The sequence below is a fragment of the Lacibacter sp. genome (assembly GCF_035299325.1).
In the GTDB taxonomy this organism is placed as follows: Bacteria; Bacteroidota; Bacteroidia; order Chitinophagales; family Chitinophagaceae; genus Lacibacter.
In genome coordinates this window covers 24,201-47,619 of the sequence record NZ_DATGWT010000020.1, presented here as the reverse complement: position 1 = coordinate 47,619, position 23,419 = coordinate 24,201, and the positions used below count along the sequence as shown (strand labels likewise).

The following is a 23,419-nucleotide window of genomic DNA, read 5'->3' as shown; positions in this document are numbered from 1 at the left end:
GAAAACTGAAATCCCCAAAACAAAAGCAAGAGCACTGTCTAACAATCCCGAGCTAACTATTTGGTTGCTTCGTGTAGGATTAGTTACACTCTATGTTGTGCTTTACATTTTTAAGAAAAAACTCTATCTATAACTTCTTAAGCAAAGTATGTAATAAACGTTTGTCCGTACCCTTCTCATAATGTTCCAATCCTGTGAAAATCCAGTGAGAACCAGCGACCGATATTTATTTCACCATGCTTTGCTTATTCTTTTAATTACATAATCTATCTATATGTAAACTCTTTGAACAAAGTATGCAATAAACGTTAATCCGTACCCCTTTTCTCAATTTTTTTTAATCTTGAGAAAATGAAAAAAAGAGAACCAGATCGATATTTATTTCACCATGCTTTGTTCATTTTTTCTTTTCCAGTGTAAACCAAGACAATCCTAATGATTTGGCAAAGTATGCAATAAACGTTAGTCCGTAACCTTTCTAAAGTTTCCAATCCTGTGAAAATCTGAAGAGAGAACCTGAGACCGATATTTATTTCACCATGCTTTGCTTTGTTTCTCTTGGTCCGTACTCTATCCTGTTGCCCCCCATTGGTTCGGGGGGCTTTTTTTTTTACAGTTCAACCTTTAAAAACTTTGCGGTGTGACTTTCTTTACAACTAAGTAGTTCTTCCGGTGTTCCTTCAAATAAAATTTGTCCGCCACCATCGCCACCTTCAGGTCCAAGGTCGATGATATGATCAGCAACTTTAATCACATCCATATTGTGTTCAATCACTAATACGGTGTTGCCCCTGTCTGTTAATTTATTCAAGACATCAAGCAAGTGCTGAATATCCTGGAAATGTAAACCTGTAGTGGGTTCATCGAGAATATAAAATGTTTTACCGGTATCTTTTTTTGCAAGTTCGGTTGATAGCTTTACACGTTGTGCTTCACCACCACTTAAAGTAACAGCACTTTGTCCGAGTGTGATATATCCAAGCCCCACATCTTCAAGTACTTTGATCTTGCGATAGAGATAAGGAACAGGTTGAAAAAACTCAACAGCTTCTTCAACCGTCATATCCAACACATCAGCAATTGATTTTCCTTTGTAACGAATTTCCAGTGTTTCCCGGTTATAACGTTTACCATTACATTTTTCGCAATGCACATACACATCTGGTAAGAAATTCATTTCAATTACACGCATGCCGCCACCTTCGCATACATCGCATCTTCCTGTCTTTACATTGAAGGAAAATCGCCCAGCATTGTAACCTCTGATCTTCGCTTCAGGCACTGCAGAAAACAATGTTCTGATCTCTGTAAAGAAACCACAATACGTTGCGGGATTGCTTCGTGGTGTACGACCAATAGGCGACTGATCAATTTCTATCACCTTATCAATGTGCTCTAATCCTTTGATGCTTTTATAAGGCATTGGATTGGCTTTTGAATCGTAGCAATATTTACTGAGGATAGGATAGAGGGTTTCGTTGATGAGCGTACTCTTGCCACTTCCACTAACACCCGTAACAACAATCAGTTTGCCCAATGGAAATTTTGCATTCACATTATTGAGATTGTTACCGCTTGCACCTTTTAATTCAATGGATTTTCCATTTCCTTTTCTACGCTCTTTCGGAACAGGGATTGATTTTTCGCCATTCAGGTATTTGGCAGTATCACTTGTTGATTCAAGCACATCTTTTGGTGAACCTGCAGATACAATTGTTCCGCCATGTTTCCCTGCCTGTGGCCCCACATCAATTAAATGATCAGCTGCCAGCATAATGTCTTTATCGTGTTCAACCACTAATACACTATTACCAACATCACGAAGATTTTTTAATGCCTCGATCAAACGATGGTTATCACGTTGATGCAAACCAATACTTGGTTCATCTAAAATATACGTGATGCCTTGCAGTTGAGAGCCGATTTGAGTAGCCAAACGTATACGCTGACTTTCACCTCCACTTAATGTTCTGCTTGAACGGTTGAGTGTGAGATAAGTTAAACCAACATTCAATAAAAACTGTAATCGTTCCCTGATCTCTTTCAACACATCTTTGGCGATGGCTGCCTGTTTATTGCTGATGCGTAATTCCAGTCCGTCAAACCAGGCAGCAAGATTATCAAGATTCAATTCACTTAATTCAGAAATATTTCGGTCTTCAATTTTAAACCATAAGCTTTCCTTTTTCAATCTGGCACCATTGCAGCTGCCGCATGTTTGTAATGTCATGAATTGTGTCACCCATTCACGCAACCCTTCTGTGCTTTGTGCAGAAACAAACCAACGCTTCAGCATTGGAATGATGCCTTCGTAACTGCCGGTATATTCATGCGGAACTGTTTCATCACTTGCATCAACTTCCAATGTTGCACTGATATTTTTATCACCGAATAATAACAGGTCCAGTTGTTCTTTTGGAAGATTCTTTACTGGCACATCTAATTTGATCTTATACTTTTTTGCAAAAGCAATCACTTGTTGAAACACACTGGCATCTCTTTCTTCACCCAGTGGAGCAATGCCACCTTCTTTTACAGTTAGTGTTTGATCAGGAAGTACTAACTCCATATCAATGGTATACACATTGCCTAATCCTTTGCAGGTAGGGCATGCGCCATAAGGAGAGTTGAATGAGAATGCATTGGGCGATGGTTCTTCATAACTCAGCCCGGTATCTTCACACATCAATTGTTTTGAATAAGAAACAACGCCACTCTTTTCTGTTTCAATAAACATAAGGTCTTTCCCGATCTTCAATGTTTGTTGCACACTCTGGCTGATACGCACCCGAAAATCATCACTCACTTTCAAACGATCAACCACTACTTCAATATCATGGATCTTATAACGATCGACCTGCATCTTTGGAGTAATATCCTGTATCTCACCATCAACCCTCACTTTTACATAACCTTTCTTACGGATGTCTTCAAACAATTCACGGTAATGACCTTTACGTCCTCTTACTAATGGCGCAAGCAATGAAACTTTTTGTCCGTCAAAACGATTGAAGATATTTTCAACAATTTCTTCTTCACTCCATTTCACCATTTTCTTACCGGTGTTGTAAGAGTAAGCTTCACTTGCTCTTGCATAAAGAAGGCGAAGGAAATCATACACTTCAGTAATAGTGCCTACTGTTGAGCGTGGATTTTTATTCGTTGTTTTTTGTTCAATGGAAATAACAGGAGAGAGGCCGGTGATCTTATCAACATCGGGCCGCTCCATATCACCCACAAACTGCCGGGCATAAGCACCAAATGTTTCCATGTAGCGGCGTTGGCCTTCAGCATAAATGGTATCGAATGCCAGCGATGATTTCCCGCTTCCGCTGATTCCGGTAATCACTACCAGTTTATTTTTTGGAATGCTTACATCAATATTCTTCAGGTTATGTACCCGTGCTCCCGATACTTCGATCTGATCATTAGTTGAGTCGCTCATAATTTTTCTCCTGCCGGTCGTTTACGACCGGACAGCGAATTTACCGTGAAATCCTTTACTAAAGTTATTAGGTTTTAGAATTGTCCTCCAATGGTTTTCAGAAGATTAGATGTTTAAACAAGCCAGGGGCTTGAAGTAAGATGCTTCAACGTAATGCGGTTAAGCCAATATTAATTAATTGTTATGTGGAAAACTAGGCCGTTTTGATATTTTGATTTGGCCTGCTTCATACTAACTTAAAGCTCAATTACGACCTGCCAATCATAAAAGCAAAAAACTTACACTATGGGTATAGCCGTTTACAACGCCGTTCCAATGATACTTCACGACGGTCAGAGAGAACATCGCTTCACCTTAAAATTAAGCCCCGCCACCGAGAGCTTCCGCCTTGAAAGTGGAATGATCAAACGCAGCATCTTCATTGGTAAACGCATGTTCAACCGTTTGTTCCAGTTTGTAAGGAATGAATATGGTTACACGTTGGGCCGCATTCAGTACGACGATGATCAAATGACAAAAGGATCAGCCATAACAGAACAGCACGATCAGTTCAGGTTTACAATCAATGAACAGGATGGAATTGAAGTAATGCTTGAAAATGAAGCAGTACCATTAAAAAAGGTATCGGCAACTATTCCGCTGCGTTACGAAAATGAAACGGAGAAAAAAGCACACCTGCGTGCACTCATCCCTTCAGTACTTGCAGCATTGATCCTTACAAGAGAAATGCAGCCTGCGCTTTAACAACTGTTAGCCAAAGAAATTTTGCAGTTTGCAGTTTTTGCCGCTAACTTTGCGGCAGTTCTTTTAACACCGGTATAAAATACTGGTCCGCTTATCAAGAAAGGCAGAGGGTAATGGCCCAATGAAGCCTTGGCAACCTCTCTCAATTGTTTTGCAATTGAAAGGAAGGTGCCAATTCCATCCTGAAAAGGGTAGATAAGTCAGATTTCAAGCTTAACAATGTTCAACTACATAGCAAAAGCTCATCTGATATTATCGGATGAGCTTTTTTGTTTTGAACAGGTTTGTTCTTACAAATGCTCTCTGGTAAAATGTTTCTTAGATAGGCAAAAGAGAAAGCGAAAAACAGAAAGCAGATGAAACAAACAATTGTTATTAAAAGCATTGACAAAACTTTTGCAAATGAGAATTTGTATAAATCAATAAAGCCAACTACTTTTGTTGGGTATACATACTTCATGTACAACAGCAACAACAACACAAACATTTCTTTAACTGCAGCCATGCAGTGTTGTTGTATTTGTTGTATGCCGTAAGGCATACATATCTTTTCCGACCCTGCCTGTCAGGGAGGTAACACACACTTCTTCTTTTTTACTTCATTCTTCAATCATTAAATCTTAATTATGAGCAACACTCTTCGTTTCGAAACATTGCAATTGCATGCCGGTCAACAAATTGATCCAACAACAAAAGCACGTGCAGTGCCTATTTACCAAACAACCTCTTATGGTTTTGATAACAGTGAACACGCTGCTGATCTGTTTGGCTTAAGAGCATTCGGTAATATCTACACACGAATTATGAACCCAACTACCGATGTGTTTGAACAACGCATTGCAGCCCTTGAAGGCGGTGTAGCTGCACTGGCAGTAGGTAGCGGGCAGGCTGCACAGTTTCTTGCACTCAATAATATTTTACAGGCGGGCGATAATTTTGTAACCACTACTTTTTTATATGGTGGAACCTACAATCAGTTTAAAGTTGCGTTCAAACGTTTAGGCATTGAAGCACGTTTTGCTGATGGTGATGATGCAGAAAGTTTCGTAAAGCATATCGATAAAAATACCAAGGCGATCTACCTTGAAACAATTGGTAATCCTCGTTTGAATATTCCTGATTTTAAAAAGTTTGCTGACTTAGCAAAAGAGTATGATCTGCCATTGATCGTAGATAACACATTTGGTGCAGGTGGTTATCTGTTCCGCCCAATTGAACACGGCGCAAACATTGTGGTTGAAAGTGCAACAAAATGGATCGGTGGACATGGAACTACTATCGGCGGTGTAATTGTTGACGGTGGTAATTACAATTGGGGCAACGGAAAATTCCCTCAGTTTACTGAACCGAGCGAAGGTTATCATGGTTTGAAATTCTGGGATGTATTTGGCGAGGGCAATCCGCTTGGTTTACCAAACATTGCATTTATCATTCGGGCAAGAGTTGAAGGCTTGCGTGATTTTGGTTCTGCACAAAGTCCGTTTAATTCATTTTTATTATTGCAGGGTTTGGAAACATTGTCGCTTAGAGTACAACGCCATGTTGATAATGCACAGAAATTAGCAGAGTGGTTGGAGCAACATCCTTCTGTTGAGTATGTATTATATCCCGGCTTGAAGAGTAATCCATACCATGAGCTGGCGAAAAAATATCTCACTAACGGATACGGTGGTGTATTGCAGGTAGCAATTAAAGGTGGAAAGGAAAATGCAGCGAAGTTTATCAATTCACTCAAACTGATCAGTCATTTGGCGAATGTGGGAGATGCAAAAACATTGGCGATTCATCCTGCAAGTACAACACACGAACAGTTAGGTGAAGCAGAACAGATTGCTGCAGGTGTTGCACCCAATCTTGTTCGTTTAAGTGTAGGTATTGAACACATTGATGATATTAAAGCAGACCTGGAACAGGCTTTTCAAAAAGTATTTGAAAAAGAATTGGTAGGATAATTTTTTGTGACAAACGCAGGTACTGCTATGTGCCTGCGTTGTGTCACTCACTTGTACGCTTTGTTCTTTGTTCTGCTGAATGAAATACAGAACGATGCAGTGAGTGACACAACAAGAGCTGATCTAGTATTCAAAACGATGATAACAAAAAATGTCTACACAAATTTTTACATACAATAAACCATTCAGACTTGAGTCGGGAGCTTTGCTCAATCAATATCATTTGGCATATACAACGCTGGGTGAATTGAATGAAACAAAAGACAATGCCGTTTGGATTTTTCATGCATTAACGGCCAACAGCGATCCATCAGAATGGTGGAGTGGTTTGGTTGGCGAAGGAAAGTTATTCGATCCTGCAAAACATTTTATTGTATGTGTGAACATGCCCGGCAGTGCATATGGCAGCATTGGTCCGCTGGATATTAATCCGTTAACCGATGAACCATACTACCACGATTTTCCGTGGTTTACCACAAGGGATATGATCCGTGCATACGATCCATTACGTAAAGAGCTGGGCATTGAAAAAATATATATTGGTATTGGTGGCAGCATGGGTGGTCAACAATTATTGGAGTGGGCAATTGAAGAGCCGCAGTTGTTCGAACATATTATTCCTATTGCAACCAATGCGTATCACTCAGCTTGGGGCATTGCATTCAATGCATCACAACGTTTGGCAATTGAAGCCGATTCAACATGGAAAAACAAAACAGAGGATGCAGGAACTGAAGGGTTGAAAGCTGCAAGAAGCATTGCCTTGCTTTCCTACCGTCACTATGATGCGTATGGCATCAGCCAGATCGAAGAAAGTAATGATGTGCTGGAATCATTCAAAAGTGAATCGTACCAACGTTACCAGGGCGATAAATTGGTAAAGCGCTACAATGCGTTCAGTTATTATTTCCTCAGCAAAGGAATGGACTCACACAATGTGGGCCGTAGCCGGGTTTCTATTGAAGGAGCGTTAAAAGAAATTACCGCCAAAACATTGGTGATCGGTATCAGCAATGATGTGTTGTTCCCTGTTAGTGAGCAGCAATTTCTGGCAAATATCATCAGCGGAGCAAGCTTTAAAAGTATTGAATCGTTTTATGGTCATGATGGATTCTTGTTAGAGTATGATCAGATCAGCAAAGCCATCAATCATTTTTTACAGCAAACACAGAAAATAGATTTAAAAAAACAATTAACAAGTTAATATGTCATCAGATAAACAATTGGTCATAGGACTGTTTGGATTTGGAGTAGTAGGAGAAGGTTTGTACAAAGTATTGCAGCAAACACCATCATTGAATGCACGCATTAAAAAAGTGTGTATCAAAAATGCGAATAAAAAGCGCAATGCCCCCGACGAGTTATTTACAACAGACAGAGATGTGTTGTTGAACGATCCTGAAATAAATGTGATCGTGGAAGTGATCAACGAAAGCGAACCGGCTTTTTATATCGTATCAACAGCATTAAAGAGCGGGAAAGAAGTTGTGAGTGCCAGCAAGAAAATGATCGCTGAGCATTTGCCTGAACTGTTGCGTTTGCAAACTGAAACAGGTATTTCATTCCTTTATGAAGCATCATCTTGCGCTTCTATTCCTGTGATCCGTAACCTGGAAGAGTATTACGATAATGATTTGCTACACGGCATACGTGGTATTGTAAATGGTAGTACTAACTATATTCTCACAAAAATGTTTGAGGAGAAACTCGATTTCAAACAGGCATTGTTGCAGGCACAACAATTAGGTTTTGCAGAAGCTGATCCCACATTAGATGTGGATGGGTGGGATGCAGTAAATAAATGGGTTATCCTGTTATTACATGCATACGGTATTGTATCGCATCCCAATGACATATTGTTCACCGGTATTCAGAATATCCAGGGTTCAGATGCTTCAGTAGGTCGTGAGAAAAACTTAGAGATTCGTTTGGTAGGCCAGGCTAAGAAATTGCAGAACGGAAAAGTAGCAGCGTTTGTGTTGCCACAGTTTGTAAAGCATGATGATCATTTAAGCTTTGTAAAAAACGAATACAACGGAGCTGTTGTAGAAAGTTCTTTTTCTGATAAACAATTCTTCTATGGCAAAGGTGCAGGCTCATTCCCGACAGCATCAGCTGTGTTGAGTGATATCTCTGCTTTGCGTTACGATTACAAATACGAGTACAAGAAATTGTATTATCATCAACCAAATGAACTCACCAATGATTATTACCTGAAAGTGTATTTGAGCTTTGACGATTGGAATTATATTCCAAAAGATAAGTTTGAGTGGATCGAAGAGTGGCATGCAGAAAGTGATCGTAAGTATTTAGTGGGTGTGCTACACGCAACTGAGTTAAAAGAAAATAACTGGTGGAGAGAAAACGGAACTTCACTTATTCTTTCTCCCGAACCCATCATTGAAGATGTGGAGGTTCGCAAATTGAAAAAAAAGAGTCTTGAATTAGCAGGTTTAAACTTTAACTGATCATGAGTTTACAACAACAAATAACTGAGCTGGAAAGTCAGCTGCAAGGCAAAAGCCCTGCAGCGGCTCTTCAGTTGTTAAGCGAACGGTTTAAAGGCAACATCGTTTTTTCAACCAGCTTTGGTTTGGAAGATCAGGCCATCAGCCATTTGATCTTTTCTGAAAAATTGCCGATTGATGTGTTTACCCTCGACACAGGTCGTATGTTCACCGAAACATATAGCACCTGGCGTTCAACACTGGAAACATACAATCAACCCATTCACGCCTATTATCCCAATGCCGAAAAGCTGCAGTTTTTTGTAACAGAGAAAGGTCCGAATTCCTTTTACGAATCACCTGATAACCGGAAAGAATGTTGCGGTATCCGTAAGGTTGAGCCATTGAAACGTGCATTAAAAGGCAAGCAGGTTTGGATCACAGGTTTACGGGCTGAACAAAGCCCTGATCGTCAGTCTACTTCTCAACTGGAGTGGGATGAAGGCAACCAGATCATCAAGTTTCACCCCATCCTGCACTGGACTTGGGACGAACTGAATAATTTCATTCGTGAAAATCATGTTCCATACAATTCCTTACACGATAAAGGCTTTGTAAGTATTGGTTGCGCTCCCTGTACAAGAGCCATCCGCCCGGGCGAAGATTTCCGTGCCGGCCGCTGGTGGTGGGAGGACAAAAGCAACAAAGAATGTGGGTTGCATGTACACGCCGAACCCGGTGTGGAAAATAATTCCTGATCACGGCAAACGTTTGCGTATTTAAAAACAACTGTTAGGCACTTTTGACCTTATATTTGCATACAAACCCTACCTGATAAGTAGGATAATAAATAAATCATGAGTCAGTATCATTTAAATTATTTGGAGCAGTTAGAAGCGGAGAGTATTCAGATCTTCCGTGAGGTGGCGGCGCAGTTTGAAAAACCGGCCCTTTTATTCAGTGGTGGAAAGGATTCTATCGTGATGGTTCATTTGGCAAAGAAGGCTTTTGCCCCCGGCAAAATCCCTTTTCCGTTAGTACATGTTGATACAGGACACAATTTCCCTGAAGCATTGGAATTCCGTGATTGGTTAGCAAATCAAGTGGGTGCTACGCTGGTTGTACGTAGGGTAGAAGATACCATCAAGCAACGCAGCCTAACCGAGCCAAAAGGAAAGTTCCCAAGCCGTAACTGGTTACAAACTTATACGTTGCTCGATACTATTGAAGAATTTGCATTTGATGCATGTATTGGTGGTGCACGCAGAGATGAAGAAAAGGCCCGTGCAAAAGAGCGCATCTTTTCTGTGCGTGATGAATTTGGGCAATGGAACCCCAAACTGCAACGTCCTGAATTATGGAACATTTACAACGGCCGTATTCATAAAGGTGAAAACGTTCGTGTGTTCCCGATCAGTAACTGGACAGAACTAGATATCTGGAATTATATCCGCAGTGAAAAAATTGATCTGCCTTCTATTTATTTCGCTCATGATCGTGAAGTGATTGAACATGAAGGCCAGTTGGTAGCAATGAGTGAGCATGTGCAAACAACTGCTGAAGATAAGATCATCACCAAACGTGTACGTTACCGTACTGTTGGTGATATGACCTGTACTGCAGCTGTTGAATCAAATGCTTCAAACTTAGATGAAGTAATTGAAGAAATCATTGCAACACGCATCAGCGAACGTGGTGAAACACGTATTGATGATAAAGTAACAGAAGCTGCAATGGAAGACAGGAAGAAGAATGGATATTTCTAAAAGGCGAGTGGAGAGTAGTAAGTGGCAAGTATCTATTCACAATTCACCATTGACCATTCATAAATTTTTGATTTAAACTTTTTAAGATAACATGGACTTATTACGTTTTATAACCGCAGGTAGCGTAGATGATGGTAAAAGCACATTGATCGGTCGTTTGCTGTACGATAGCAAAAACATCCTCATCGATCAATTGGAAGCGTTGGAGAAATCAACCAAGAACCGCACAGATGGGTCAGTTGATTTGGCGTTGTTAACTGATGGCTTACGTGCAGAAAGAGAACAAGGGATTACCATTGATGTGGCGTATCGTTATTTCACCACACCAAAGCGTAAGTTTATTATTGCTGATGCTCCCGGTCATGTGCAGTACACAAGAAACATGATCACCGGAGCAAGCAATGCCAACCTCATCATTATTCTGGTTGATGCAAGACAAGGTGTGGTTGAACAAACACGTCGTCATTCCATCATTGCTTCATTGCTGAAGATCAAGCATGTTGTAGTTGCCATCAATAAAATGGATTTGGTTGAATATTCTCAAGATGTATACAACAATATCGTAATTGATTATGCTGATGTAGCAAATCAATTAGGCTTAAAAGATGTTACTTATATTCCGATCAGTGCTTTGAATGGCGATAACATCGTTGATAAATCTGAAACAATTACCTGGTATGATGGCAAACCATTGCTTGAGTTCCTTGAAGCTGTAGAAATTGATAACGACATTAATTTAACTGATCCTCGTTTCCAGGTACAGTTGGTGATCCGTCCGCAAACAGAAGATCTGCACGATTACCGTGGCTATGCAGGCCAGGTAACAAGTGGTATTTATAAAGTAGGTGATAAAGTAACCGTATTGCCTGCAGGTATCGAAACAACTATCAGCACATTGGAAGTTGGTGGCAAATCGGTTGATGAAGTATTTGCTCCGCAAAGTGTAACCATTCAATTGGCAGATGATATTGATATCAGTCGTGGCGATTCAATTGTAAAATCAGATAATCTTCCGCAAGTAAGCAATGAGCTTGATGTGATCCTTTGCTGGATGGATGATAAGCCATTGATCCCCGGTAACAAATATTACCTGCAACATGGCAGTCGTTTGGTGCGCTCTGTTGTTAAGCAAGTGGAATATAAATTGGATGTAAACAGTTTACAGCAACAACCCGTTGAAGGTAATGTGAAATTGAATGAGGTAGTGAAAGCTGTAATCAAAACTGCTTCACCATTGGTGTTTGATTCATACGATCGTTTAAGCGAAAACGGCAGTGCCGTATTGATTGATGAAACAAGTAACAGCACAGTAGCTGCTGTTTTAATAAAATAAAAAAACCGAAAGGTTTTTTTATGATCAATAACCCTACTCACAGAGTAGAATAGTAAAGAGAAGAAAAGACATGTCAGACCAAACTCATACAACAAGCGGCCGAGTGATTATTGCAGGAGCAGGGCCCGGCGATGCCGACCTTATTACTGTAAAACTGCAACAGCGTTTGGCAGAAGCAGATGTAATTATTGTTGACCGACTGGTAAACCCTGAGATCACTGATTTGTATGCACGCCCTGATGCGTTGGTATTGATGACGGGTAAACAAGGTTACCATGATGGATCAGTTGCACAGGAAGATATCAATAAGCTCTTGGTTGGTCATGCAATGAATGGTAAAACAGTTTTACGTTTAAAAGGTGGTGATGTTGCTTTCTTCAGCAATGTGTTGGATGAATTGCAAAGTTTGCAGGAAGCAAATATTAAATTTGAAATTATTCCCGGTATTACCGCTGCATCAGGTGCATCTGCATATGCAGGTATCCCGTTAACAGCGAGAGGTTATGCCAAAGCTGTTCAGTTCATTACATTTAACCCTTGCAGTTTTTACAGTCGTGATCAATGGAAAGCATGGGCAACATCAACCGACACATTGGTTTTTTACATGGCTGCACGTAATCTCGATGGCTTAACAGAGTTGTTGCTGCGTCATTCTAAAAAACCCAACGCTCCGCTTGCAGTTATTGAGCAGGCCACAACAAAATTTCAACAGGTCCATATAACAACAGTTAGCGATTGCGCCATCGATTTTGCAACTAAGAAATTCAGTTCACCTTCATTGGTCATCATTGGCGATGTGGTGAAACTGCATGAGCAATTCAGCTGGTACGAAGCCAGTAAAGCAGGTTCTGTTTTTCATGAATTAGTGACTGTTAAATAAAGCATTTTATGATTGGTGATTTACGATTAAAAAAATTACACGAGTTTTTCGAAGGCTATTCCAAAGAAGAATTGATTTGGGTGAATGGTTATTTGTCCGGGCTTGTGAGCAATGGCAAAGTGAATGGTACTGCTGATGCAAATGGCCAGGATCATAAAGCCGTGTCAACAAAAAAGATCACACTTGCTTTTGGTACCGAAACAGGCAATTCAAAAAAACTCGCAACACAATTAGCTGCTGCCGGTAAGAAACATGGCGTGAATGTCAAACTTACTGATCTGAGTCAATACCGTATTACTGATCTTCCAAAAGAAGAATTCTTTTTTGTGGTGATCAGCACACAGGGAGAAGGTGAGCCTCCAATTCCAGCAAAGAAGTTTTACGATTATATTCATGAAAATGAATTGTCACTTCCCAATTTAAAATTCAGTGTGTTGGCATTAGGCGATACTTCCTACCCGATGTTTTGCAAAACAGGTGAAGATGTAGATGCTCGTTTCAAAGCCTTTGGTGCAAAAGAAGTAGTGCCTATTCAGAAATGTGATGTGGATTATGAAGAGGATGCACAGGCATGGTTTACTAAAGTATTACAGGTTGTAGAAAATCAAACTGCAGTTGCTCCGGCTGCTGCTGAAACTGCACCTGTTACCAAAAAGCCAACAGGTAAAAAGCATTACCACGGTAAGATTTTGACCAATATCAACTTAAACGATCGTGGATCGAAGAAAGCAACCTATCATATTGAAATAGGAACGGATGAGCCCATTGCTTATGAACCCGGCGATACAATTGGTATTGTTCCTAACAACAGAGCCGATGTCGTAGATCGTATTTTATCACTAACAGGAATAGCTGCTGATAAAGTAATTGTAACTGCAAAAGCAGAAGGCAAAGTGAAAGAACTGTTGTTGCATAATCTGAACATCTGCTACCTGTTAACTTCCACAATAAAAAAATACGCAACACTTACACAACAGGAAATTCCTGATACAAGGATGGATCTTGTTGATCTCCTGCGTATCTATCCTGTAAAAGATGCCGATCAATTTGAAGATGTTGTGAAAATACTGATGCCGATTGCTCCCCGTTTGTATTCGGTATCTTCTTCTCCTGCGGCACATGGCGAAAATGAAATTCATATCACGGTAGCGAAGAATGCATTTTTATCGCAGGATGAACAGCGTTATGGCTTATGCAGCGAGTTCCTGGGTGATCTGCCGGTAGGTTCATCAATTACTTTCTATGTGCACAAGGATAAAAATTTCAAATTACCTGCTGCTGATAAAGATGTGATCATGATCGGCCCCGGCACCGGTGTGGCACCTTTTCGTTCTTTCCTTGCAGAAAGAGATGCAACCGGTGCAAGCGGAAGAAACTGGTTTTTCTTTGGCGAACAACATTTCACAACTGACTTTCTCTATCAAACAGAAATGCAGAATTACGTAGAGACAGGTGTGTTAACGAATATTGATCTTGCTTTCTCGAGAGATCAACAGGAAAAAATATATGTACAACATCGCATTAAAGAAAAGGCCGCTGAGTTTTTTCAATGGATCGATGGTGGTGCTTCTGTTTACATCAGCGGAACAAAAGATCCAATGAGTAAAGATGTTGAGCACACATTATTGCAGGTGATCCAGGAACACGGAAAGAAAACAAGCGAAGAAGCACATCAATACCTGGAGCAGTTGAAGAAAGAAGGCAGATATGAAAAGGATGTATATTGATGAGTAATGAATAATGAGTGATGAGTAGTCCTGAGCGGAGTGCCTATCCCCTCCCTGGAGGGGTTGCAGAGTGTTACACAGGATGAAAGATGATTGGGGTGGGTTGATGAAGAATAAACTGAACGCACAAGTGAGTGACACAACGAAGTCGCCATGAAAAGAAAGAGCTGACAACAAAAAATAAAATCGAACTAAGTTATATACTGAAATGGCGGAGCAAGTAAAAAATAATGAGAAGGTGGCTTTGTCACCTGTTGAGCGGATCAAAACTGCAAGTGAAGGTTTAAGAGGAACGTTGAAAGAAAGTTTAACGAACCAACTCACAGGTGCATTGTATGAAGATGATCAATCGTTGATCAAGTTTCATGGCATGTACCAACAGGATGATCGTGACAGGAGAGAAGAGCGTACAGCCAAGAAATTAGAATGGTTGTTTTCGTACATGATCCGTTTGCGTTTGCCCGGTGGTTTTTTATCACCTGAGCAATGGGTGGCTTTGCATGAAGTAGCTGGTGAACATTCAACCGGTACCATTAAGATCACTACAAGACAAACAGTGCAGTTGCATGGTATCTTAAAATCACATATCAAACCAACGATTTCAGATTTCAATTTAGCTAAGCTGGATTCAATTGCAGCTTGTGGTGATGTGAATCGAAATGTTACCTGCAGTGCACATCCAAACGAATCAGAAATTCATGAGCAAGTATTTGCATTTGCTGATAAGATCAGTGTGATGGCTTTGCCAAAAACAAGATCGTATTACGAAATATGGCTCGATGAAGAAAAGCTGGCAGAGAAAACAGAAGATGATCCATTATACCAGGATCGCTACCTGCCACGTAAGTTCAAGATCGGTATTGCAATACCACCGAATAATGATGTTGATGTTCTTACAAATGATGTAGGATTGATCGCTGTAATTGAAAATAATAAACTCATTGGTTTCAATATTGCTGCTGGTGGTGGTTTAAGTTCAACACATGGAAACCCGAATACCTATGCACGTTTGGCAACTGTATTGGGTTTTGTTACTGTTGAGCAAACATTGAAAGCGGTATATGAAGTGATCACGATTCAACGTGATTATGGAAACAGAAGTGATCGCAAACTGGCACGTTTGAAATATACTATCGACCGATTAACAGTTGAAGGATTAAAAGAAGAACTTAAAAAGCGTTGCGGTTTTGAGCTTGGTGAAATAAAACCTTACAGCTTTACTTCACGTAAAGATCATTACGGTTGGAAAAAGAATCATCAGGGCAAATGGTATTTCACACTGTTTGTAGAAAATGGTCGTGTGTTAGATGATGAACAGGTAGCAATGAAAACAGCATTACTGGAAATTGCCAAAACAGGAAAAGCAAATTTCCGGTTTACCGGCAACCAGAATGTGATCATTGCAGATGTGCTGGAGGCAGATAAACCTACCATCGAAAAAATATTGAAAGAATTTAAACTGGATGAACATACTGCAAATGCCGGTGCACTTCGTAAGAATGCAATGGCATGTGTGGCGTTCAATACCTGTCCATTAGCATTGGCTGAAGCACAACGTTATTTACCAACATTGATTGATAAGATCGAACCAATACTTGCAAAGCATGGTTTGCAGGATGATGAAATTATTCTGCGTATGACCGGTTGCCCCAATGGGTGTGGTCGTTCACCAGCAGCGGAGATCGGGTTTGTGGGTACGGCGTATGGTCAATACAACTTACATATTGGGGGCGACAGGGAAGGCGAGCGTTTGAATACGAAATATAAAGACAGCTTAAACGAAGAAGAAATTCTTACAATACTCGACGAGTTGTTTGAAGTGTATTCCAAAGAGCGTAACAGCGGCGAAACGTTTGGCGATTTTTCACAGCGTAAATGGATATTGAATTAATCGCTTGAACAAATTGCTTACGATAGGATTAGTTGCGCTTTCAGCAAGAGCATACACACAAACACCGCCTGCTGAATTGTGGATTGGTGCGAATGTTACTTTTGCATTTCAAAATCAATGGCAATGGCATAATGATGCCGGCTACAGAACCAACGGGGTAAATCTTGTGCCGCATCAATATCTTTATCGTACAGGCATCCGTAAAATATTTTCATCGAAATGGAATGCTGCGGCTGGTGCTGCGTTTTTTTCAACAAGGATATCGTATAACAAAGCTGATCATGAATTTGGAAATGAATACCGGGCATGGCAGGAAGTAAACCACCAGCATGAATGGAAAAATGGTTTCAGCCTGCAGAACCGGTTCAGAGTTGAGGAACGTTTTTTTGAAGAGGTAAGTACGAGAGATGCCTTTAAGGCATTAAGGCTACGTTACCGGGTTGGTCTTACAAAACGGTTTGCAGAAAAATGGACAGTTCAGGTAGCAGATGAGTATATGCGCCAGCTTCAACAGAAGCATTTTTTACATAATCAAAACAGAACCTTGGTTTCGTTGGGGCATGATTTAAAAAAACACGTACAATTGCAGGTCGTTTATATCTGGCAGCAACGCCCAACGGGATCACAACATATTTTGGCACTCTTATTTCAAAAAACAATTACAGCAGATGGAAACAAGAATTGAGGCAGATAAAAAAAACAGGCTCTATCCTGTTTTCCTGAAGCTGGAGGAATTACGCATCCTGCTGGTTGGTGCAGGGAATGTGGGTTTAGAAAAACTGCATTCATTGCTGGCAAACTCACCGGAAGCAAGTATTACGATTGTTGCTCCGATTGTAAAAGATGAAGTAAGGAAGTTAGTATTTAAACATCCGGCATCAGTTATCGTTCAACGTGAGTTTGAAGCGGCTGACCTGGAAAATAAAGACATCGTTATTCTTGCAACCGATAACAGGAAACTGCATGAGGAAATAAGAGTATTAGCAAAAGAAAAAGGTCTCTTGGTGAACGTAGCAGATACTCCTGATCTTTGCGATTTTTATTTAGGCAGCATTGTGCAAAAGGGAAATCTGAAAGTAGCTATTTCAACAAATGGGAAATCACCCACCGTTGCGAAACGTATCAAGGAAGTTTTAAATGATGCATTGCCGGGTGAGTTGGACGAAGTGATCGAGAATCTTCATCATGTAAGAAATAAGTTGAATGGTAATTTTGAGTATAAGGTCAAGAAGCTTAATTCGCTCACAAAGGTATTGGTTGAAAAAGACCGCATTGGTACAGAACGCCAATGGAAAAAAATCGCTACCTATTCATTGATAGCCTTTGCGTTTATGTTGATCGGTCATTTTATTTTCTCGTATATACCATTCGGTCAAATTGCAACTGATACTGTTGCCTGGTATAAAACACTTGATAAGAATTTTCATTGGCTGGTGTTGGCGGGTTTTCTTGCCCAGTTGGTGGATGGTGCATTGGGTATGGGTTATGGTGTTACGAGTGCAACGGTATTATTATCTGCAGGTGTTAGTCCGGCAACGATCAGTGGTGCGGTGCACACAGCGGAAGTATTTTCAAGTGCAGCGTCGGGATACAGTCACTACAAATTTGGAAACGTCAATAAAAAATTATTTAAGGCCTTGGTAATACCGGGCGTTATTGGTGCTATACTCGGCGCCATTTTACTTACATGGTTAGGAAACGCAGATGCTGCTTGGTTGCGGGCAGTACTTGCCTGTTATACCATGTTTCTTGGTATCAAGTTTTTGATCAATGCATTTCGTGAACAACGTCAGCAAAAAAAATTCAAGCATTATAGTGCACTCGCAGGTGCCGGTGGTTTTCTCGATTCATTTGGCGGCGGCGGTTGGGGTCCTTTGGTAACTACTACACTCATCAATAAAGGACGTAGCCCGAAGTATGTGATTGGTTCTGTAAGTTTAACGGAGTTCTTTGTAACACTTGCAAGTGCCTTTACATTTTTTACACTGCTGGGCGTAAGCCATTGGCAGGTAATTGCAGCATTATTGATCGGTGGTTTTGTTGCTGCTCCTATTGCAGCAAAGCTTACAGGTAAAATGCCAAAGAAAACCGCTTATATCCTTTTAGGAATCCTTGTAATTATCTGGAGTCTCCGGATCTTGCTAAAAGCCTTTTAGGCTTTTTTTTAAAATAAAAGTCTATCTTTTTGGTAGATTAATAATACCCTACTAAATTTGTAGGGTAAATGAAAAAAATCAATCATCTCAACATTCACCTGATCATGCGATTTGCATCGGCTACACGATGTTGTCTGTGAAACTGTTGATCATTTGCTCCTCCATATAACTATTCATTTTTGTCGCTATTTACGGCGATGCAACTTTTTACTTCTAAAAACTAATCATGATGGGAAGGCGTTTTCTTTTTGTTTTATTGCTGACTGTACTTACGCAGGTTTCGTTTGGTCAAAGTGCATTAAAAGGAATTATTAAAGATGGTAAGGGACAGCCCGTTGAGGCTGCCAGTATCAAGGTAAAAGGAACAGCTATTAATGCTGTTGCTGATGGTAAAGGACAGTTTAGTATTCCTGCTCCAAAGGAATTGCCTTTTACTTTGCTTATTTCTTCAGCCGGGTATTACCCAAGCGAAGTAGAGATCACTGAGCTGAAGGAAACTGAATTAAATATTGTTTTGATTGACAATAATCAATTGTCGGAGGTAGTGATTACTTCACGTCGCCGTATTGAAACAGCACAGAATGTTCCTATTGCTATTTCAGTAGTAGGAGGTGCACAAATTGAAAATGCGGGTGCGTTTAACGTAAACCGTTTGAAAGAGTTAATACCAAGTGTACAGCTTTATACATCAAATCCACGTAACACCGGTATCAATATCCGTGGCCTTGGATCTCCATTCGGACTTACAAATGATGGTCTTGATCCGGGTGTAGGTTTTTATGTTGATGGTGTCTATTTTGCACGCCCTGCCGCAGCAACACTTGATTTTATCGACATCGAGCAAATTGAAGTATTGCGTGGTCCACAAGGAACACTGTTTGGTAAGAACACCACTTCAGGTGCATTCAACATTACAACACGTAAACCAAGTTTTAACCCCGGTGCAAATTTTGAAGTGAGTTATGGTAACTATGGATACATACAAGCCAAAAGCTCAATAACAGGAGCATTAACAAAGAAAATAGCAGGACGTCTTTCTTTCTCAGGTACACAACGTAATGGTTTAATTGAAAACGTAAAAACGGGAAAGTATACAAATGATATCAATAACCTCGGCTTACGTGGCCAGTTATTATTCAAACCTTCAGTAAATACTTCTATCACACTTGCAGGTGATCTGTCCCGTCAGCGTCCTGATGGTTATGCACAAGTGGTAGCAGGTGTGGTGCAAACAAAACGTGCTGCATACCGTCAGTTCAATGCAATCATTGCAGATCTGAATTATTCATTGCCCAGCCAAAATGCATTTGATCGAAAAATAGATCATGATGTTCCCTGGAATTCAGGCAACGATTTAGGTGGAGCATCATTGAATATTGAACAGAAATTAGGTGCCGGAACTCTTACTGCAACTACGGCTTGGCGTTATTGGAATTGGGATCCATCTAATGACAGAGACTTTACAGGTTTACAGGCATTGGCTAAATCTCAAAATCCTGCCAAGCATCAAAACTTTTCGCAGGAAGTTCGTTATGCAGGTCAGTTGTCTTCACGTTTGAGTGGTGTTATTGGTTTGTTTTATATTGATCAGGAAGTGAAGATCAATGGTACAGAAGAATCAGGTTCTGCTCAGTGGCGTTTTTCACAAAGCTCAACCAGCAACCTTTGGAAAACACCAGGTCTGTTCGAAGGTTTTGGGATCAACACAAAAGCTTCTATTAAATCGAAGAGTGCTGCCGTATTCACAAACATTGATTGGGAAGTTTTTGAAGGTTTTCACATATTACCAGGTTTACGTTACAACTACGACGAGAAAGATGTTGTTTACAACCGTATAGCGTATGGTGGTTTGGACACTGCTACTTATAATGGTTCTAAGGCAGATAAAACTACTTTGCAGGGATTTAAAAATGGCGTATACACCAGCCAGGCTTATGTAGCCGATGCTAGTGAAAATAATCTTACTTACCAACTCACACTTTCTTACAGGGCAAATAAGCACATCAATACGTTTGCAACTTATTCAACCAGCTTTAAACCTGTAGGTGTAAATGTTGCCGGTTTACCAACGGTTAACGGTGCCCCTGCAACCGATCTCGCAGTAATTAAACCAGAAGATGTAAGACATTTTGAGGTTGGTGTTAAGACAAATCCAACGGACAACTTTATTTTGAATGCCGTATTCCACAATACGAATATTAAAAACTATCAAACGAATGTTCAATCGGCAGAGTTAGGTGTTAACCGTGGTTACATTGCCAATGCAGAAGAAGTAAATGTAAAAGGAGTAGAGCTTGATGCAAACTATAAAATAAATAGTCACTTCTTATTCTATGGGGCGTTGGCTTATACTGATGCGAAATATGTGAAGTTTACAAATGCACCTCTTCCGCTTGAAGAAACAGGCTTAACAGAAAATGGTGTGCAGAAAGCATTCAAAGATATTTCAGGTGGCGAGCTCCCTGGAATTTCAAAATGGTCAGGATCATTGGGCGGTGAGTTTACAAAAGCATCTACTTTCTTGAATAAACCTGCAAAATTCTTTATTGCATTGGAAAGTTTTTATCGCTCATCTTTTTCTTCGAGTCCATCTCCATCAGCTTACCTGAACATTGATGGTTATACACTTGTGAATGGACGAGTAGGCTTCCGTTGCGTTAACACAGGCTTTTCTGCTTTTGTATGGGGTAGAAATATTTTCAATAAAAACTATTACGAACAACTTTTGCCTGCAGGTGGTAATGCAGGTCAGTATGGAGCTGTTCTTGGAGATCAGGCTACGTATGGTATAACATTGCGTTACTCATTGTAACAATGATAAAAGATTTTTGAATTTAGTTTTCCCAATAGCAATCGTAAAGAAAGCCACGCATCCCGATTCTTCGGGATGCATTTTACACAGCTGTATGGCCGAGTGGTTAGGTAGAAGTCTGCAAAACTTTTTACGTTGGTTCGAATCCGACTGCAGCGTCAAATAAAACCGAATGCAAATGAAACATAAATACTTTCCAATACTACTGACGTTGCTGAGTTCGCACTCGATCATGGCACAATCAAAAACTACAATTGATGTAAGGCAGATATGGACTGGCTATTTTAATCAAACACGTTTAACTGATAAATGGGGTTTTTGGGCTGATGTTCACTTGCGTACAAAAGACAACTACTTTAATAATCTTTCACAAGGCATCGTTCGGTTAGGTTTAACCTATTATCTCGCAGATGATGCGAAGTTGACGGCAGGGTACGCCTTTGTGAATCATTTTCCCTCCGATAATCATAAAAACATTTCACAGCCTGAGCATCGTCCCTGGCAACAAATTCAATGGCATACCAAATATCCTAAGCTGAAGCTGATGCAGTGGTTCAGGTTAGAAGAACGTTTCCGAAGGAAAATTAAAAATAATGATGAGTTGGCAGACGGATACAATTTCAACTTCAGACTCCGATATAATATTTTGTCGCAGTTTCCACTGAGCAAGAAACGCTTTCAGCCAAATACGTTTTCATTTGTGTTAAGCAATGAAGTATTTGTAAATTTTGGAAAACAGATCGTTTATAATGCGTACGATCAAAACAGGTTCTTCGCAGGGTTTCATTATCATGTAAACAAACACGATAATCTGCAATTCGGTTATATGAATGTATATCAGCAGCTGGCTTCGGGTAATCAATTCAGAAGTACACATGCGGCCCGGGTCTTCTATTTCCATAATCTTGATTTAAGAAAAAACACACAACACTGATGTTTTTTAATACTTCCGTTCGTTCGTAAGAAAATGGTAAAACCATTGCGCAGAATGCCATCTTTCTGATGTCTTAAAAGTCTTTCTGCCCTAACTTCGCAGCTCATTCAGAAGAACAATATAGATATGAGTAAGTATCATCCACAAACGGACGCCATCCGGTTACAAATGAGCCGTACCAACGAGAAAGAACACAGCACTCCTTTGTTTTTAACCAGCAGTTTTGTGTACGATAGTGCAGAAGATATGGCGGCTGCTTTTTCGGATGATAGTCTTGACGTAAATATCTACTCCCGTTTTTCAAATCCAACAGTTGATGAGTTTATCGATAAGATAGCAGCGCTTGAAGGTGCAGAAGATGGTATTGCTACAGGCACCGGCATGGCTGCAGTGTTTTCAACCTTCATGACATTTTTAAGTAAAGGAGATCATATCATTTCTGCATCAGCTGTATTTGGTTCAACACATACGATCCTTACAAAGTATTTGCCGAAATGGGGTTTTGAATCGAGTTACTTCGATATGAATGCGCCGGAAACAATTGAAGCATTGATCAAACCCAACACCAAGTTGTTGTATGTTGAAACGCCATCAAATCCCGGGCTTGACATTATCGATCTTGAATATGTAGCAGCTATTTGTAAGAAACATAATATTCTGTTTGTAGTTGATAACTGTTTTGCAACACCGGCTGTTCAACAACCAATAAAATTCGGTGCTGATCTTGTGCTACATTCAGCAACGAAATTTATTGACGGACAAGGAAGAGTATTAGGTGGAGTCGTGGTAGGACGAAAAGAACTGGTGCATGAAATGTATTTGTTTGTTCGTAACACCGGCCCATCTCTCAGTCCGTTTAACGCATGGGTGTTGACGAAGAGTTTAGAAACATTATTCATTCGAATGGATAAACATGCTGGTAATGCATTGAAGCTTGCACAACGGTTGGAAGGAAATCCAAAACTTAACTCGGTAAAATATCCGTTTCTCTCATCGCATCCGCAATACGAAATTGCGAAAAAGCAAATGAGTAACGGCGGTGGTATTGTTACGTTTGAATTAAAAGGCGGCATTGAAAGCGGTCGCAAGTTTTTAAATGCATTAGAGATGTTATCGATGACGAATAATCTTGGCGACAGCAGAAGCATCGCTTCGCATCCTGCCTCAACAACGCATTCCAAATTATCTGTTGATGAAAAGAAAGCAGTAGGTATAACAGATGGCTTGGTGCGTATCTCTGTTGGGCTGGAACATATTGTTGATATTATTGCAGACATTGAACAGGCATTGGAGAAATGTTGATGCAATAAACGAATGATAAAGAGAGCCACG

General features: G+C 40.2%; 17 protein-coding genes, 1 tRNA gene and 1 riboswitch. Of the genes, 16 read left to right on the top strand and 2 right to left on the bottom strand.

Annotated features, from left to right (window positions below; genetic code table 11):
* Positions 1–610: 610 nt before the first annotated feature.
* Positions 611–3,445, bottom strand: a complete 2,835-nt coding sequence (gene uvrA / locus VK159_RS11750) for an excinuclease ABC subunit UvrA (protein ID WP_324230329.1) — start codon at positions 3,443–3,445, stop codon at positions 611–613.
* A gap of 285 nt (positions 3,446–3,730) precedes the next feature.
* Here uvrA and VK159_RS11745 point away from each other — a divergent pair, with 285 nt between their 5' ends.
* On the top strand, positions 3,731–4,189 hold the full coding sequence (locus VK159_RS11745) for a hypothetical protein (protein ID WP_324230328.1): 459 nt from the start codon (positions 3,731–3,733) through the stop codon (positions 4,187–4,189).
* Positions 4,190–4,277: 88 nt separating this feature from the next.
* A riboswitch (SAM riboswitch) is annotated at positions 4,278–4,391 on the top strand.
* 21 nt (positions 4,392–4,412) lie between these two features.
* On the opposite strand, the gene VK159_RS11740 is transcribed toward VK159_RS11745, so the two are convergent.
* On the bottom strand, positions 4,413–4,694 hold the full coding sequence (locus VK159_RS11740; protein ID WP_324230327.1) for a hypothetical protein: 282 nt from the start codon (positions 4,692–4,694) through the stop codon (positions 4,413–4,415).
* 121 nt (positions 4,695–4,815) lie between these two features.
* Between VK159_RS11740 and VK159_RS11735 the strand changes: the two genes are divergently transcribed.
* From VK159_RS11735 to VK159_RS11665, 15 genes are all read left to right on the top strand, one after another.
* Positions 4,816–6,141, top strand: coding sequence for an O-acetylhomoserine aminocarboxypropyltransferase/cysteine synthase (locus VK159_RS11735; RefSeq protein WP_324230326.1), 1,326 nt, complete (start codon positions 4,816–4,818; stop codon positions 6,139–6,141).
* Between the two features lie 151 nt (positions 6,142–6,292).
* Entirely contained in the window at positions 6,293–7,345 is a 1,053-nt protein-coding gene (locus VK159_RS11730; protein ID WP_324230325.1) for a homoserine O-acetyltransferase family protein, read from the top strand.
* A 1-nt stretch (position 7,346) separates the two neighbouring features.
* A complete protein-coding gene (locus tag VK159_RS11725; RefSeq protein WP_324230324.1) occupies positions 7,347–8,609 on the top strand; it encodes a homoserine dehydrogenase in 1,263 nt (420 codons plus the stop codon).
* Between the two features lie 2 nt (positions 8,610–8,611).
* The gene (locus VK159_RS11720) at positions 8,612–9,346 is read left to right on the top strand and encodes a phosphoadenylyl-sulfate reductase (RefSeq protein ID WP_324230323.1); all 735 of its coding nucleotides are present in this window, start codon (positions 8,612–8,614) and stop codon (positions 9,344–9,346) included.
* A gap of 99 nt (positions 9,347–9,445) precedes the next feature.
* Positions 9,446–10,354, top strand: coding sequence for a sulfate adenylyltransferase subunit CysD (gene cysD / locus VK159_RS11715; protein ID WP_324230322.1), 909 nt, complete (start codon positions 9,446–9,448; stop codon positions 10,352–10,354).
* A 91-nt stretch (positions 10,355–10,445) separates the two neighbouring features.
* Positions 10,446–11,687 (top strand): sulfate adenylyltransferase subunit 1, encoded by a 1,242-nt coding sequence (locus VK159_RS11710; RefSeq protein ID WP_324230321.1) that lies wholly within the window; start codon positions 10,446–10,448, stop codon positions 11,685–11,687.
* A 70-nt stretch (positions 11,688–11,757) separates the two neighbouring features.
* A complete protein-coding gene (gene cobA, locus VK159_RS11705; RefSeq protein ID WP_324230320.1) occupies positions 11,758–12,567 on the top strand; it encodes a uroporphyrinogen-III C-methyltransferase in 810 nt (269 codons plus the stop codon).
* 8 nt (positions 12,568–12,575) lie between these two features.
* A complete protein-coding gene (locus tag VK159_RS11700; RefSeq protein ID WP_324230319.1) occupies positions 12,576–14,294 on the top strand; it encodes a diflavin oxidoreductase in 1,719 nt (572 codons plus the stop codon).
* Positions 14,295–14,502: 208 nt separating this feature from the next.
* Entirely contained in the window at positions 14,503–16,185 is a 1,683-nt protein-coding gene (gene cysI, locus VK159_RS11695) for an assimilatory sulfite reductase (NADPH) hemoprotein subunit (protein ID WP_324230318.1), read from the top strand.
* A gap of 4 nt (positions 16,186–16,189) precedes the next feature.
* The gene (locus VK159_RS11690) at positions 16,190–16,870 is read left to right on the top strand and encodes a DUF2490 domain-containing protein (RefSeq protein WP_324230317.1); all 681 of its coding nucleotides are present in this window, start codon (positions 16,190–16,192) and stop codon (positions 16,868–16,870) included.
* Positions 16,854–18,341, top strand: coding sequence for a TSUP family transporter (locus tag VK159_RS11685; protein WP_324230316.1), 1,488 nt, complete (start codon positions 16,854–16,856; stop codon positions 18,339–18,341). Before VK159_RS11690 ends, VK159_RS11685 begins: the two co-directional genes overlap by 17 nt.
* Positions 18,342–18,570: 229 nt before the next feature.
* Positions 18,571–21,153: a TonB-dependent receptor gene (locus tag VK159_RS11680; protein ID WP_324230315.1), complete on the top strand. Its 2,583-nt coding sequence runs from the start codon at positions 18,571–18,573 to the stop codon at positions 21,151–21,153.
* 88 nt (positions 21,154–21,241) lie between these two features.
* Positions 21,242–21,312: transfer RNA gene (locus VK159_RS11675), tRNA-Cys, on the top strand.
* Positions 21,313–21,331: 19 nt separating this feature from the next.
* Positions 21,332–22,087 carry a DUF2490 domain-containing protein gene (locus VK159_RS11670; protein WP_324230314.1) on the top strand — a complete coding sequence of 252 codons (756 nt, stop codon included), beginning with the start codon at positions 21,332–21,334 and terminating at the stop codon, positions 22,085–22,087.
* Positions 22,088–22,213: 126 nt separating this feature from the next.
* Complete coding sequence (locus VK159_RS11665; protein WP_324230313.1) at positions 22,214–23,389, top strand: O-succinylhomoserine sulfhydrylase; 1,176 nt, start codon at positions 22,214–22,216, stop codon at positions 23,387–23,389.
* Positions 23,390–23,419 lie beyond the last annotated feature (30 nt).

Excerpts from the sequence above, each read along its gene's own strand:
- uvrA (WP_324230329.1), bottom strand. The coding sequence starts at position 3,445 with ATGAGCGACTCAACTAATGATCAGATCGAAGTATCGGGAGCACGGGTA.
- VK159_RS11745 (WP_324230328.1), top strand. The coding sequence starts at position 3,731 with ATGGGTATAGCCGTTTACAACGCCGTTCCAATGATACTTCACGACGGT.
- VK159_RS11740 (WP_324230327.1), bottom strand. The coding sequence starts at position 4,694 with ATGGCTGCAGTTAAAGAAATGTTTGTGTTGTTGTTGCTGTTGTACATG.
- VK159_RS11735 (WP_324230326.1), top strand. The coding sequence starts at position 4,816 with ATGAGCAACACTCTTCGTTTCGAAACATTGCAATTGCATGCCGGTCAA.
- VK159_RS11730 (WP_324230325.1), top strand. The coding sequence starts at position 6,293 with ATGTCTACACAAATTTTTACATACAATAAACCATTCAGACTTGAGTCG.
- VK159_RS11725 (WP_324230324.1), top strand. The coding sequence starts at position 7,347 with ATGTCATCAGATAAACAATTGGTCATAGGACTGTTTGGATTTGGAGTA.
- VK159_RS11720 (WP_324230323.1), top strand. The coding sequence starts at position 8,612 with ATGAGTTTACAACAACAAATAACTGAGCTGGAAAGTCAGCTGCAAGGC.
- cysD (WP_324230322.1), top strand. The coding sequence starts at position 9,446 with ATGAGTCAGTATCATTTAAATTATTTGGAGCAGTTAGAAGCGGAGAGT.
- VK159_RS11710 (WP_324230321.1), top strand. The coding sequence starts at position 10,446 with ATGGACTTATTACGTTTTATAACCGCAGGTAGCGTAGATGATGGTAAA.
- cobA (WP_324230320.1), top strand. The coding sequence starts at position 11,758 with ATGTCAGACCAAACTCATACAACAAGCGGCCGAGTGATTATTGCAGGA.
- VK159_RS11700 (WP_324230319.1), top strand. The coding sequence starts at position 12,576 with ATGATTGGTGATTTACGATTAAAAAAATTACACGAGTTTTTCGAAGGC.
- cysI (WP_324230318.1), top strand. The coding sequence starts at position 14,503 with ATGGCGGAGCAAGTAAAAAATAATGAGAAGGTGGCTTTGTCACCTGTT.
- VK159_RS11685 (WP_324230316.1), top strand. The coding sequence starts at position 16,854 with ATGGAAACAAGAATTGAGGCAGATAAAAAAAACAGGCTCTATCCTGTT.
- VK159_RS11680 (WP_324230315.1), top strand. The coding sequence starts at position 18,571 with ATGGGAAGGCGTTTTCTTTTTGTTTTATTGCTGACTGTACTTACGCAG.
- VK159_RS11670 (WP_324230314.1), top strand. The coding sequence starts at position 21,332 with ATGAAACATAAATACTTTCCAATACTACTGACGTTGCTGAGTTCGCAC.
- VK159_RS11665 (WP_324230313.1), top strand. The coding sequence starts at position 22,214 with ATGAGTAAGTATCATCCACAAACGGACGCCATCCGGTTACAAATGAGC.